We start from the raw sequence: 12,865 nt of genomic DNA on the forward strand, positions 1-12,865 counted from the left end.
TCCTATGATAAATCTAGCTTCTGGTCGACGTATCTTTTGTTTACAAAAAACAATATTACATTCACTAGGACATAATAAACTAGGGGAGTGATGATCTTGTAAAGGCCTCCCTCTCCAATAGCAAAGGGGAAGATAAAGGCAAGCCCCATACCAGGATATCTTACAAGCCTTCCATTTACGAGTACAAGAGCCGAAAACTGGGTTATGATTATGGCAGGTATTATTATCAAAGTTAAGTTGATAATCATGAAAATCCAAGACACTCTTCCAGTAAAGCGAGTCCTTGCCATATTCAAATTCAAAACTTGACCTAGCAATACATCTACTAATAGACCAAAGAGCATGTAGTAGATAAAATCTCCTCCTATATTGTAGCCTAAAAGATAGAGGCTCATAGTAAAAATAATCCCGCTTATTAGATAGAAGGCTACTAGGCCACAAAGCTTGGCCAAAAGGAAGGTACTCGTAGTAATTGGCAGGCTAAAGGTAAGCCTCGCTCTTTGCGTAAAATAATCCTTGTAAAGGAAGTTGATTACAAAAATCAAATTCACTCCTACAAAAAATATTATACTTGATATAAATAATATATCTGTTATAAGCCTATTCCTGAGAAAAAAGCTTAAGCCCACAAAGGATTTGACAAGGATTATAGAAAGCATGATTATAAGTTGGATCAACAAGATAGTAAAAATATAGGTCTTGTTAGTTTTTAGATCGTATTTGATAAAGTTTCTCATAATAAGCCATACACTTCCTTGTAATAATCAGAAATTTCCATCATGTTTTCTTCTCTAATAGCAATCGCATCCTTGTGCATAAGGACCTTGCCCTTATCTAGAAAGATGATATCCTCGAAGAGATTTTCCAAATCGCCTATCTGATGGGTCGTTATAATAAAAGTCTTATCCTTCGCCATCTTTTCTATAATCATATCGATTACTGCCTGTTTGGCAACTGGATCGACCCCATCTACAGGCTCATCCATTATGAAAATATCGGCGTCTCTCGATAAATTAAGGCTAATAAGAAGCCTTTCCCTAAGACCCTTGGACAGATCCTTGGTCATCTTATCACGAGGAATACTCAGATAATCAAGGAGCTTATCGCTTTGGTTTTTGTCAAAGTCCTTATAGAAGTCTCCATACATATCTATTGTCTCCCTTACAGTAAGCTTCTCATAAAGATAATATGAATCTGGTAAATATGAGATCATAGACTTAGTCTCGATACCAGGACTTTTCCCATCGATTAAAATCTTTCCAGAATCCTTTTTCAAAAGACCTACTATAAGCTTAAGGAGGGTCGACTTTCCTGATCCATTAGGACCCAAGAGACCCACGACCTTGCCCTTTTCTATTTCTAGACTTAAATCATCAATAGCAAGGGTCTCCTTGTATTTTTTTGTTAAATTATCAATTGTAATAATCTTATCCATTGGCCATTCCCCTCATTTCTAATAACCTTAGGGCCTTGTCATAATCAAGGCCAAGGGATTTCATATTATCCAAAAACTCGTTTATAAATCTATTGGAAAACTCATCCTTCAGTCTTCTTATAATATCATCATTTGCAATAATATAATAATAGTCAATAGCCTCAAAGACGAAGCCTGCCTTAATCATGCTCGCGATTGCAAGGTCCACGTAGTGTGGATTTACCTTAAACTTGTTGGTAAAAAAGGTCTTGGCATAAAGCTTATCCCCGTCCTTGAGTTTTCCTGAAATAATCTCCAAGGCAATAAAATCTCTGATTTCTTCTTGTTTTGTCCTATAAGTCATAAGCCCTCAACTAATAAAATCTATATCCAAATCGTACATCTTTACCCCATCGAGGAAAACACGCATTAGCTTATCCCCATAATCGCCGAGGTTTGTAAAAATTTTCTTGTAATTGATTATCCTAAAAGAGGCGTCGACGTAAATAAGCTGGTCGAAAAGGGCGTCCAGGTTTTCTACCTTATAATCAAAATCGAAATTCTCATTTAAAATCTCGTAGAATCTTTCCTTGTCAGTAAACAAGTTCGCATCAATATTAATCATGGATGTATCCTTTCAAATGTCTCGTAATGGTCCTTGGTGTAGTAGATGTTTATATCTTCATCGAAAATTATCCTCTCGGCTCCTCGCCTTCCGCCCTTGTAGTTGACGTCAGCTTCCTTATAATTTCCTTCGGGAAGATTTCCTTCGAAGTTTCCGAAATGATCTCCACCGATCACAGCCTTGTCCGTAACATCCCACAAATTACCATCCTTAGGAGACCAACCTAAATCTATTGCCTCCTTCTTGGTGATATAATTTGGAGGAAGATGGTTAAATTCGACAAGGTATGAGGAAACATCCTCCAAGCTATAGTAAGATCCATCCTCATCTAGAATCTTTCCTTCTTCTCCAATATTTTCTTCTATTATCTCTTCATTTATCTTAATATCCTTATCATTTGTAAGCCTACAAGATGTAAAAATCAAGGCCAGGATAATTAAAAGATAAGAAAAATACTTTTTGACTTTCATTTTTCATCTCCTTATGGTATCATTATAACAGATTCTCTTGGAGGAGAGGAAGGAATTTTAGAAAATATTTAAAATTTCTCAAAAAAGATTTGACAAAAAGAAATATATGTCGTATACTATAATAGTCAGTTGATAACGGGGTGTGGCGCAGCTTGGTAGCGCGCGTGTTTTGGGAACATGAGGTCGAAGGTTCGAATCCTTTCACCCCGACCAGAATTTAAGCTAGGTTTTATGACCTGGCTTTTTTTGTACGAATTTTTAAGTAACTACTATATATTATTAATTATAACATTATTGATGTTTGCGGCTTTGAGAAGGTGAGGATCGAAGATCCGAATCCTTTCACCCCGACCATAAATTTAAACTAGGTTTTAAAACCTAGTTTTTTTGTGCTCATTTTTAAGTAATCACTATATATTAATAATTGTAGGAATTATTGATGTTTGCGGCTTTGAGAAGGTGAGGATCGAAGATCCGAATCCTTTCACCCCGACCATAAATTTAAACTAGGTTTTAAAACCTAGTTTTTTTGTGCTCATTTTTAAGTAATCACTATATATTAATAATTGTAGGAATTATTGATGTTTGCGGCTTTGAGAAGGTGAGGATCGATGGTGCTAATGCTTTCATAGTAAATTAACATTTGGAAAGAGATATCTCGACTTCGCTTCGCTTCGCTCGACGGTAGTTTTCGGATTCAGGACAAGCATAGCCTGTCCTTTATCTCGAAAAGCCTCGATTAAGGTCTGCCATCAATTCACTTACGTTCACTGTGGCCAGTACAATTAGATATAAGGGGTGGTTTGGTGACATAAGGGGAGTTTTACCTCCTAGGATCAGTTCTTTTTAAACTTTTCTACTAAAAAATCCCTCGGTTTTTTATTTTCCAAGGGATTTTTGTTTTATTTGTTTTTTCTTGTGTATTTTATTCTTTTAATTAGTCTCACTAGTAGGAGGATTATTAGGATTATTCCAAGGCCTGCTCCTAATTTTGTTAGAAGGCTTGCTCTTTGTACTCTTTTTACTGGAGTTTGGTCTTCTTTTTTATCTTCTTTCTTTTCTTCTCCATTTGCTTCTTTTGGCTCTTCGTATCTTATGCAGTTTACTAGGAGTCTGTCTGGGCGTGGTGGGTAGAAGGGTGAACAGGTTAGGAGGGTTAGGACGTCTTGGTCTCCTCTTTTTTCTAGTCTATCCCAATCATATGGGCCTATTACTTCTTTGTCGCTTACCTTGTAGTGGAGGGTCTCAGTTGCTCTTTTGATGTAGACGTCATCTCCTTCGACTAGTTCGTCTACATAAAGAAACATGGTATCTCCCCACCAGTCTCTGTGGCCTGCTATGACTGACCTTGTTCCCTTTCCTCCTACAGGAATGCTTGTTCCTTCTACTTGGGCAACTCCTCTTGATATGTGATCAAGTGTCGCATCAAGATAGATTGGGAGATTCTTGCCGAGTTTTGGGATTTCTAGGTAGGCGAAGACTTCGTTTGAGTTTTTGAAGTAGTTGTAACGGTTCTGGTTGTCTTCTGTAGTGAAAGGATCTAGGATGCTGGTGTCGGAGTTTTTGACTAACTCATTGTATTTTTCGGCAGCCTTGTTTTCTTCTTCGATTTCTTCTTTTGGTCTATTTGCTTGCTCTTTCTCGAATTCTTCTACTCTCTTGTTATAGGAGATCTCGTTTGCAGTCCTATTTATCAAGGGCACTGTTACAAAAAGTAGGCCAATAAGGATAAGAAGATATCCTATGAAGCTAATTTTTGTTAGTTTTGATTGTTTTTTCAATATCTTCTACCTCTTTTCTTAAGTTTAGTGATTTTCTCTTTTCTCTTGTGGATACAATTATCAAAAATACCAGTATAGGCATTAGTATTAGCAATAATTGGAAAAAGTCTGGTTTAAATCTCGGCGTATTGGCAATACCATCATCTATAGCCTCTTGGTAAGGAATCCTGTAGCCTCTAACCAAAAGCCTGTGTGAGTTTATCATATATGGTGTACAGGTCAAAAGTGTAGCGTAGTCCTTACCTTCTTGGACTAGGACGGGCTCGAAGTTGGTTGGCTCGACTACCATAATTTGATCGACCCTGTAGGCCAGAGTTCCCTGGATATTGTGGAAGTAGAAAATATCTCCTTCAACTAGTTGGTCCAAGTACCTAAACAAAACGGCTTCAGGAAGGCCCCTGTGGGCTGTAATTACCGTGTGGGTAGACTTACCCCCTACAGGAAGAGAAGTCCCCTCCAAATGGCCGCAACCCTTCTGTAGGACCGTCTCGCTGGTTCCGGCATAGACAGGAAGGTCCTGGTTGATCTTTGGTATTTCGACGTGGCCTATCATCTCATTTACTTCAAGCATATGAGCGTAGTAGGCCCTAGCTTCTTCTTCCTTCTTGCTGTAAGGGTCGGACAGCCTTGAAGGATCTAGGGTCTCATTGTAGGCCCTTGCAAGCTCCATCCTCTTGTTTACCTCTTCTTCGTTTATTTCCTTACTCTGCTTTACAAACTCGATTATCTCGTCTTCTGCCTTGATTTCATAGAATTTCTGGGAAATCATCGGGTAGGAAAATATTAGAAGTCCCACCAAGAAGATTAGACCAAACTTTATCTTATCTTTTAGTTTAGTCTTCATCTTCTTTCACCTTCTTGGACTTATTCATCAATTTATCTTGTCTTCTTCTGATATCTTCAATCCTTGTGTAATATTTCTTGTTATCTCTTCTTAGCTTCCATAGGTAGATTATCAATATAATAATCAAGAATAGGGCTATGAAGAATAAGAGTCTAAAGATCCAGTTTGCCTTGGTCGTTCTGATTAACTCCTCGTCTACAGCAGGTACATATGGCACCCTGTGGCCTCTAACAATGAGTCTGTGAGAGTTAATCATTATTGGAGTACAAGTAAGAAGGGTTACATAATCATGACCCGGGTCGATTAATAGGTCTGAGAAATTGGTTGGCTCTATAACCTTGATTTGATCGACCTGATAGGCTAGGGTTTCTGAAATATTGTGGACGTAGAACTTATCGCCTATCTCAAGCTCTCCCAGGTGGGTAAAGAGAGTTGCCTCAGGCAAACCAGAGTGGGCTGTAAGGACAGAATGAGTAGAGTTACCGCCGATTGGAAGAGAGGTTCCCTCCAAGTGCCCTACTCCCTTTTGGAGGACTTCCTCAGCAGTTCCTGCATAGATTGGCAGGTCTTGGTTGATCTTTGGTATCTCAACGTGGCCTATCATCTCGTGGACTTCAAGCATTCTCGCATACTCTGCCCTTCCCTTTTCCTGCTTGTCCTTGGCATAAGGGTCTTCGGAGACAGCATTGTTCAAGGAGTCGTTGTAAGCACGGGCAAGTCCCATCCTTCTTTCGATTTCTTCTGTCGCTAGCTTGTCGGTACCTTCGTTAAAGACTGATACTTGGTTGTTGGAATCAATCCTGTAGTAGAGTCTATTTACAAGAGGATAGAGAGCTACCAAGAAACCCAAGAAGAAAACAAGCCTAAAGGTCCACTTGGCCCTTCTGGAAGGTTGTTTCTTAATATTTTTATTTTCTTTATTTTTACGTAAAATCGCCATCTAAAATCCTTTATAAGCAAAATAGATACGATATCCCTACCGCATCTATCTTAAGCTATGCAAGTTCTTGTTTTTTATCTTGATTTCTGATAATGATAAATCCTGCCACGATCATAATCAAACCAATAGCAAAATAAATCCAAATTCTAATATCTCCAGTCTTAACTAATGGACCACGACTCCTTGAGGTAAGTGTCTTGGTTGGAGTAGAAGGAGTTTCTGGTGGTGTTGGTGGTGTTGGAGGAGGCGTTTCCTCTTTTGGTGGCTTGTGTTCATTTTCTATAAGAGCAGGCGTATTCAAAGATGATGCTGCGCTTATATCAAATTCTGTAAATTCAACAACTGGATTGTAATCTTCTGGAAAGCCTACTTCTTTTAGTCTATAGTGGCCATATTCTAGATCTGTTACCTCTAAGGCTCCATTAGCATCTGATTCTACGATGTATTCTGAGCCATCTCTAACTACTGTCATATACTTATCGTCTACTAGCTTTTGAACCTTAAACTTAGCTCCAGCTAGCTTTTTGCCGTGGTCATCTTTGTCTACTTTGATAAACTTATGACTTCCCTTAGGATTTTCTCCTGGTGGTGTTGGATTTTCGTTTTCAGGCACGTTTTCAACCTTTAGAGATTCAGCTTTACCGTTAACTTTTATATTGTGGTTTTCATCAACGCTAAATTCATAAGAATCCTCAGACTTTATATATCCTTCTGCAGCAGTTATCTCTTTAAAATAATAGTCTCCTGCTGGCAATTCACGAAGATAGATCTTACCACCAGATTTGGTTTCGATATCTGTAAGATCTCCTGCTTCATCATAAATATATTCGCCAGAAGTTTCTCCTTGTCTAAACTTAAGTTTATCTTCGCCGTCTTTCTTATAAACAGAAAACTTTACTCCATCAAGCATTTTTCCAGTATCTTTAGCATATTTGATTAATGTTGGGATTCTCTTATTTTTAAATATAATATCGCCTTCACCAGGCTTTTTGGCTTCAGAGATAATACCTTCATTTAAAGTTTTATCATAACCTTCAATAGCCTTAACTTCTTTGAATACATAGTAAGAATTTTCTTCAAGACCAGAAACTGTTATTTCTCCGTCTGTGTTGGTTTGTAATACTGTAGCAAGTTTTTCATCTTCTATTTCGGATTTGAACTTATAAGTACCAAAGCTTCCCTCTACTTCAATCGGAATATCATTATACTTTTCTTCAGAAATATTATTATCTTCAGCTGTATTTCCTACTCTCTTAAATAATTTAAACTGAACCTTATCTAACTTGATATTAGGATTATCAGCATCTACCTTTATTATTTTTAAATCCTTAGTCTTTGGACTATCTTTAAGATTAATAAGTAATTCATTATTCTTAAATTCATCATTAGGTACTTTTAATACTGTTGTAGTAAGCTTAGAAGATTTTCCTGAATCAATTCTATCCTTCATCTTAGCGAAAGATTCTTCACTTTCTTTTATAAGATAATAAGATTCTTCATTTTCTTCCTGTTCTATTTGTAGGCTAATTCTTTCTTTATCGCCATTTTCATTGATTTTAGACTCTTCGCTTGTAAGGATTTCTTCCCCGAGATCTTTTATGATATCTTCTTCCTTCATATCATCATATTTTTTGGCCATAGAAAGTCTATCAACCTCACCAGCCTGATCTTTTTTTAGCTTATCTTGTGGTATTTTCCAAAGCTTAACCTGTCTTGCACTAGATTCTTTAACCGAAGTATCTTTGATTGAAAAATCAAGGTGTATGGTATAAGTCACTTTTTTCGCCTCTTCCTCAGCCAAACCCACAGGCGCAAGGAAAAAGGCTTGAATAAGCATTAGAATTGGTAGGATGAATGCCACCAGTCTAAATTTTCTCTCCCTTTTCATATCTCCTCCTAGAATTTATGTATGTTTTTTCTTCTTAAGCTTATAGATTTTGTGTAAGAATTTATAATAATATATTACAATCTTAAATATTTCTAACAAAAGCTTTCTTTTTACTATTATTATAACATAGTTTGCTAAATAAGACCATATCTTTTAAAGATAATCTTTGCTTATAAAAGTAAAAACGCGAGTTTTATCCCGCGTCTTTAGTTAATATATTTTAGAGAAGATTCTATTTTATCTATTGGCAGTAGCTACAAGCTTTATTCCTGTGCCTGCTATTGAATCGATTATCACATCCCCTACTTTGATAGGAGCCTTGGCAACGGCTTCGTTAATTTCAACCATTGCTTCTTTCATTTTACCCTTTGGTATTGCATCACTAGTCTTCACTGGCACAGAATAAGCAGATCCGCCCTCAACTTTAACAGTTGATGTTACGGTTCTTACTGGATTTTTCACTTCGTTTCTTGCGTAAACCTCACCTCTTTTGCAGGTGTTTCCAGTGATATCTGTTATTGTTCCATCATCTTCCATGGTTACTGTTACAGAACAGCCTAGAGGACAATTGATACATGTTAATTCCTTTTTCATATTTCCTCCAATTTGATTTCTATTTCCTTAGCTCCTTCTGGAAGGTCTTCTTTCTTTAGGATTAGATCTTCCATTTCTCCTGGAGCATAGACTAATTTTCTTTTCTTTGCTACTTCTTTGCCATCAACGTACATTTTTAGGATTCTGTTTTGGTAGACATTATTTACTCTAAATCTAACTATTGCAGTATCAGCCATTGTATCTGGGTTAATGTATTGTGGCAAGGTGTAGGATACGCCTTCACCAGCTGTTAGATATATAGGATCTGCCTTAGATTCTTCGAATTTACCTTCGATGTAGTGGGCTGCGTTTTCTGCTGCTAGCTCACTTTCGTCTGTTACATAATCTACTAGGTCGTGAACGTGTAGGACGTTACCGCAAGCGAATACTCCTGGGATATTTGTCATTAATCTATCTGATACGATAGCTCCCTTGGTTTTTGGATCTATTTCGATTCCCGCTTCTTTTGTTAGTTCGTTTTCTGGAAGAAGGCCTACTGATAGAAGTATGGTATCACAGTCGTAGTGTTTTTCTGTACCTGGTATTACTTTCATGTTCTCGTCAACTTGGGAAAGGGTACAGCCTTCTACTCTGTCTTTTCCTTCGATGCCTGAGATTGTTGTGTTAAAGTAAAGTGGTATGTCAAAGTCATCTAGACATTGAACTATATTTCTTTTTAGTCCACCAGAATATGGCATAATTTCTGCAACACATTGAACTTCGGCACCTTCTAGGGTCATTCTTCTTGCCATGATTAGGCCGATATCACCAGATCCTAGGATTACGACTTTCTTGCCTGGCATATAGCCTTCGAGGTTGATCATCCTTTGAGCAGTTCCTGCTGAATATACTCCAGCTGGTCTACTTCCTGGGATGTTTAGGGCTCCTCTTGGTCTCTCCCTACAACCCATAGCAAGGATTACTGCCTTTGGTTTTAGGGTAAACATTCCGTTTTCTTCATTCATTAGTGTAAGGGTCTTGTCATTTGCAAAGTCCATTACTATTGTGTTTAGGAGGACATCTATGTCTCTTTCTTCTACTAGGTCAGCAAATCTTTGGGCATATTCTGGTCCTGTTAGCTCTTCTTTGAATCTGTGTAGGCCGAATCCATTGTGGATACATTGGTTAAGGATTCCTCCGAGCATTTCGTCTCTTTCTACTACAAGGATGTTTTTTACACCCAAATCATAGGCCTTGGCAGCTGCAGCAAGACCTGCAGGACCTCCACCTACTACTACTAAATCATAATTTTTCATTGTGCCCTCCTTACTTTACATGACCTTTGATATAGTAAGAATCCTTGTGGTTTTTGACTATATCATCGTAATTTTCATCAAGCTCTCTAGCGAGTATTTCCATAACTCTTGGTAGGCAGAAGCCTCCTTGGCATCTTCCTGCTGTAGCTCTTACTCTTCTTTTGACTCCGTCAACTGTTCTAGCTCCTAGTGGTCTGTTGATAGCATCTACTATTTCACCTTCAGTCACTTTTTCACATCTACAGATGATCTTGCCGTATCTTGGATCTTCCTTGATTAGCTTATCGTGTTCTTCTAGGCTTAGTTCACTTGTTTTTGGTGTAGGTTTTCTATCATAGACAAAGTCCTTGTTATCTTCTAAGTTTAATTTTTCGCTTACAAGATTTGCCATATATTCACCTATAGCTGGAGCTGAGGTTAGTCCTGGTGATTCTATTCCTATACAATCGAAGAATCCATCAAGGCTTTCCTTAAGGATAAAGTCTCCACCCTTCTCGTGAGCTCTGTTACCTGAAAATGATGTTATTACCATTCTTACAGGTACGTTTTTAACTGTATCATTTGATTTTTCGATAACTTCTTCTAGGTGTTCTCTAGTTGATCTTAAGTCTCCCTTGTCATCTACAAAGTCTGATGTTGGGCCTACTAGGGTATTTTCATCAATTGTTGGTGAAACTAAGATTCCCTTACCTTTTTCTGTAGGTAGGTTGAACATAACGTGGTTTACAAAGCCTTTGGTATCCTTATCTAGTAAGAGATATTCACCACGTCTAGCTTTTATTTCAAACTTCTCATCGCTAACTCTGTTGTGGATTTCGTCTGAGTAAAGTCCTGCTGCATTGATGACTGCCTTAGTTTCGTATGTAGCATTTTCTGTAACAACTTCCCAATATCCGTCTTTTGGATTTGTTTCTGTTACTTTTTCATTAAATTTATAGTCAACTCCATTTATGTTGGATACTTCAGCAAAAGCAATGTTCATAAGAAATGGATCTATTATTCCAGCTTCTTTACAATATAGGGCGTAGCATACATCGTCTGAGACATTTGGCTCCATTTCACGAACTTGGTCTCCATCAAGAATTTCCATACCACCTACGCCATTTGCTATACCTTGATCGTAAAGTTCTTTTAATTTAGGATAATCTTTTTCGTCGTGGCATAAAACAAAAGTTCCGATTTGTTTGTAAGGAAAAGATAGCTTCTTAGCCTCATCAGCCATCATATGATTTCCTTTGACATTCATCTTAGCTTTCATTGTTCCAGGAATTGCGTCGTAACCACCGTGGCAGATTCCTGAGTTTGCCTTAGATGTTTCTGTACATACATCTTCGTTTTTTTCTAATAATAGGAATTTTCCTTTTTTCTTTGACAATTGGTAGGCTATTGATGTTCCTGTGACTCCACCGCCTATAATTATAGCATCATACATATAATCCTCCCTTTTATAATAGAAAAAGGCGAGCTAAAGTAGGGTAATACTTTAGCTCGCCTTCTCTAATTTATATTCTGTTTATATTGTATCACATTTTTTCTAATTTGTTAATTATTCTTCGTAAGTTTTTGCCCAAGAGAATGATCTGTCAACTGCTCTTTGCCAGTTTCTGTCCTTCTTATCTCTTTCTTCTTTGGAGATTTCTGGAGTAAATTCACGGTCAACTAGACGATTCTCTTTTATCTCTTCTAGGTCTTTGTAGTAACCTACAGCAAGTCCTGCAAGATAAGATGCTCCGAGAGCTGTTGTCTCTAGTGTCTTAGGCCTTTCTACCTTAGTTTGGATCATATCAGATTGGAATTGCATTAGGAAGTTGTTTGCACTTGCTCCACCGTCTACCTTAAGCTCGTGAAGTTCTCTCTTGCTATCCTTACTCATAGCTTGAAGTACGTCATTTGTTAGGTAAGCTAGGGACTCTAGTGTTGCTCTAACTATATGGTATTTGCTTGTTCCTCTTGTTATACCAACGATTGATCCTCTTGCGTAAGCATCCCAGTATGGTGCACCTAGTCCAGTAAAGGCTGGCACTACGTAGCAGCCATTTGTATCATCGACTTTGGTTGCCATATATTCTGTATCATCAGCAGCATCTACGATTCTTAGTTGGTCTCTTAGCCATTGGATAGCAGATCCTGCAACGAAGATTGAACCTTCAAGTGCGTAGTTTACCTTGCCATCTCCAAGTCCCCAAGCTATGGTTGTTACTAGACCATTGTCTGACTTAACTGCAGTCTCGCCTGTATTCATTAGCAGGAAGGCACCTGTTCCATATGTGTTCTTTGCATCTCCTTCATCGAAGCAAGTTTGTCCGAATAGGGCAGCTTGTTGGTCTCCTGCTATACCAGCTATTGGAATTTCACCATCGAAGTATCCTGGGAATGTATTTCCGTAGATGTGTGAAGATGGTTTAACTTCTGGAAGCATACATTTTGGAATATTTAGTATTCCACATAATTCATCATCCCATTCTAGGGTGTGGATGTTAAAGATCATTGTTCTTGATGCGTTTGAGTAGTCTGTTACGTGAACCTTACCACGTGTTAAGTTGTAGATTAACCAAGTATCTACTGTACCAAAGAGGAGTTCGCCGTTTTCTGCTCTTTCTTGACCATTTTCGATATGATCTAGGATCCAGCGGATTTTGGTTCCTGAGAAGTATGGGTCTACTACAAGTCCAGTCTTGTCTTGGATTGTCTTTTTGTAGCCATCTTCTACTAGTTTGTCTGCCATGTCTGCTGTACGACGACATTGCCAAACGATTGCATTATAGACAGGTTTACCTGTATCTTTTTCCCAAACTATGGTTGTCTCTCTTTGGTTGGTGATACCGATCGCCTCGATGTCATCTGCACTTACGCCAAGTTTTGCGATAGCTTCTGTACAAACACCTAATTGAGTTGACCAGATTTCTGTTGCATCATGTTCAACCCAGCCTGGATGCGGAAAGAATTGAGTGAACTCTTTTTGAGCCACTGACATGATCTCGCCCTTTTTGTTAAAGATGATTGCTCTGTTACTAGTTGTTCCAGCATCAAGTGCCATGATATATTTTCCCATA

The 12,865-nt window shown here is 38.1% G+C and carries 13 protein-coding genes and 1 tRNA gene; 1 reads left to right on the top strand and 13 read right to left on the bottom strand.

The features are described from left to right. Nucleotides 1-2: 2 nt before the first annotated feature. Genes APRE_RS07590 through APRE_RS07610 form a run of 5 tightly spaced genes read right to left on the bottom strand, consistent with a single transcriptional unit; the run spans nucleotide 3 to nucleotide 2,509 of the window. Nucleotides 3-737, bottom strand: a complete 735-nt coding sequence (locus APRE_RS07590) for a hypothetical protein (RefSeq protein WP_015778398.1) — start codon at nucleotides 735-737, stop codon at nucleotides 3-5. Further along, a complete protein-coding gene (locus tag APRE_RS07595) occupies nucleotides 734-1,435 on the bottom strand; it encodes an ABC transporter ATP-binding protein (protein WP_015778399.1) in 702 nt (233 codons plus the stop codon). The genes APRE_RS07590 and APRE_RS07595 overlap by 4 nt, the downstream gene beginning before the upstream one ends. Continuing rightward, complete coding sequence (locus APRE_RS07600) at nucleotides 1,428-1,778, bottom strand: GntR family transcriptional regulator (RefSeq protein WP_015778400.1); 351 nt, start codon at nucleotides 1,776-1,778, stop codon at nucleotides 1,428-1,430. The genes APRE_RS07595 and APRE_RS07600 overlap by 8 nt, the downstream gene beginning before the upstream one ends. Nucleotides 1,779-1,784: 6 nt before the next feature. Then, nucleotides 1,785-2,039, bottom strand: a complete 255-nt coding sequence (locus APRE_RS07605; protein WP_015778401.1) for a barstar family protein — start codon at nucleotides 2,037-2,039, stop codon at nucleotides 1,785-1,787. Continuing rightward, the gene (locus APRE_RS07610) at nucleotides 2,036-2,509 is read right to left on the bottom strand and encodes a ribonuclease domain-containing protein (RefSeq protein ID WP_015778402.1); all 474 of its coding nucleotides are present in this window, start codon (nucleotides 2,507-2,509) and stop codon (nucleotides 2,036-2,038) included. Before APRE_RS07610 ends, APRE_RS07605 begins: the two co-directional genes overlap by 4 nt. Before the next feature lie 136 nt (nucleotides 2,510-2,645). Between APRE_RS07610 and APRE_RS07615 the strand changes: the two genes are divergently transcribed. After that, a tRNA-Pro gene (locus tag APRE_RS07615) sits at nucleotides 2,646-2,722 on the top strand. A gap of 689 nt (nucleotides 2,723-3,411) precedes the next feature. On the opposite strand, the gene APRE_RS07620 is transcribed toward APRE_RS07615, so the two are convergent. From APRE_RS07620 to glpK, 8 genes are all read right to left on the bottom strand, one after another. Next, nucleotides 3,412-4,290 carry a class C sortase gene (locus APRE_RS07620; RefSeq protein ID WP_015778403.1) on the bottom strand — a complete coding sequence of 293 codons (879 nt, stop codon included), beginning with the start codon at nucleotides 4,288-4,290 and terminating at the stop codon, nucleotides 3,412-3,414. Then, entirely contained in the window at nucleotides 4,259-5,134 is an 876-nt protein-coding gene (locus APRE_RS07625) for a class C sortase (protein WP_015778404.1), read from the bottom strand. The genes APRE_RS07620 and APRE_RS07625 overlap by 32 nt, the downstream gene beginning before the upstream one ends. Then, entirely contained in the window at nucleotides 5,124-6,074 is a 951-nt protein-coding gene (locus APRE_RS07630) for a class C sortase (RefSeq protein WP_015778405.1), read from the bottom strand. The genes APRE_RS07625 and APRE_RS07630 overlap by 11 nt, the downstream gene beginning before the upstream one ends. Nucleotides 6,075-6,129: 55 nt before the next feature. Further along, nucleotides 6,130-7,962: an MSCRAMM family protein gene (locus APRE_RS07635; protein WP_015778406.1), complete on the bottom strand. Its 1,833-nt coding sequence runs from the start codon at nucleotides 7,960-7,962 to the stop codon at nucleotides 6,130-6,132. 237 nt (nucleotides 7,963-8,199) lie between these two features. Further along, nucleotides 8,200-8,556 (bottom strand): DUF1667 domain-containing protein, encoded by a 357-nt coding sequence (locus tag APRE_RS07640; protein ID WP_015778407.1) that lies wholly within the window; start codon nucleotides 8,554-8,556, stop codon nucleotides 8,200-8,202. After that, nucleotides 8,553-9,812: an NAD(P)/FAD-dependent oxidoreductase gene (locus APRE_RS07645; protein ID WP_015778408.1), complete on the bottom strand. Its 1,260-nt coding sequence runs from the start codon at nucleotides 9,810-9,812 to the stop codon at nucleotides 8,553-8,555. The genes APRE_RS07640 and APRE_RS07645 overlap by 4 nt, the downstream gene beginning before the upstream one ends. A gap of 10 nt (nucleotides 9,813-9,822) precedes the next feature. Beyond that, nucleotides 9,823-11,244, bottom strand: a complete 1,422-nt coding sequence (locus tag APRE_RS07650) for an NAD(P)/FAD-dependent oxidoreductase (protein WP_015778409.1) — start codon at nucleotides 11,242-11,244, stop codon at nucleotides 9,823-9,825. Nucleotides 11,245-11,358: 114 nt separating this feature from the next. Further along, the gene (gene glpK / locus APRE_RS07655; protein ID WP_015778410.1) at nucleotides 11,359-12,864 is read right to left on the bottom strand and encodes a glycerol kinase GlpK; all 1,506 of its coding nucleotides are present in this window, start codon (nucleotides 12,862-12,864) and stop codon (nucleotides 11,359-11,361) included. Nucleotide 12,865: the final 1 nt, after the last annotated feature.

This window comes from Anaerococcus prevotii DSM 20548 (assembly GCF_000024105.1).
GTDB lineage: Bacteria > Bacillota > Clostridia > Tissierellales > Peptoniphilaceae > Anaerococcus > Anaerococcus prevotii.

Bases quoted from the DNA above. Each gene is read 5' to 3' on its own strand.
- APRE_RS07590 (WP_015778398.1), bottom strand. From the start codon at position 737: ATGAGAAACTTTATCAAATACGATCTAAAAACTAACAAGACCTATATT.
- APRE_RS07650 (WP_015778409.1), bottom strand. From the start codon at position 11,244: ATGTATGATGCTATAATTATAGGCGGTGGAGTCACAGGAACATCAATA.
- APRE_RS07635 (WP_015778406.1), bottom strand. From the start codon at position 7,962: ATGAAAAGGGAGAGAAAATTTAGACTGGTGGCATTCATCCTACCAATT.
- APRE_RS07600 (WP_015778400.1), bottom strand. From the start codon at position 1,778: ATGACTTATAGGACAAAACAAGAAGAAATCAGAGATTTTATTGCCTTG.
- APRE_RS07640 (WP_015778407.1), bottom strand. From the start codon at position 8,556: ATGAAAAAGGAATTAACATGTATCAATTGTCCTCTAGGCTGTTCTGTA.
- APRE_RS07645 (WP_015778408.1), bottom strand. From the start codon at position 9,812: ATGAAAAATTATGATTTAGTAGTAGTAGGTGGAGGTCCTGCAGGTCTT.
- APRE_RS07630 (WP_015778405.1), bottom strand. From the start codon at position 6,074: ATGGCGATTTTACGTAAAAATAAAGAAAATAAAAATATTAAGAAACAA.
- glpK (WP_015778410.1), bottom strand. From the start codon at position 12,864: ATGGGAAAATATATCATGGCACTTGATGCTGGAACAACTAGTAACAGA.
- APRE_RS07595 (WP_015778399.1), bottom strand. From the start codon at position 1,435: ATGGATAAGATTATTACAATTGATAATTTAACAAAAAAATACAAGGAG.
- APRE_RS07610 (WP_015778402.1), bottom strand. From the start codon at position 2,509: ATGAAAGTCAAAAAGTATTTTTCTTATCTTTTAATTATCCTGGCCTTG.
- APRE_RS07605 (WP_015778401.1), bottom strand. From the start codon at position 2,039: ATGATTAATATTGATGCGAACTTGTTTACTGACAAGGAAAGATTCTAC.
- APRE_RS07625 (WP_015778404.1), bottom strand. From the start codon at position 5,134: ATGAAGACTAAACTAAAAGATAAGATAAAGTTTGGTCTAATCTTCTTG.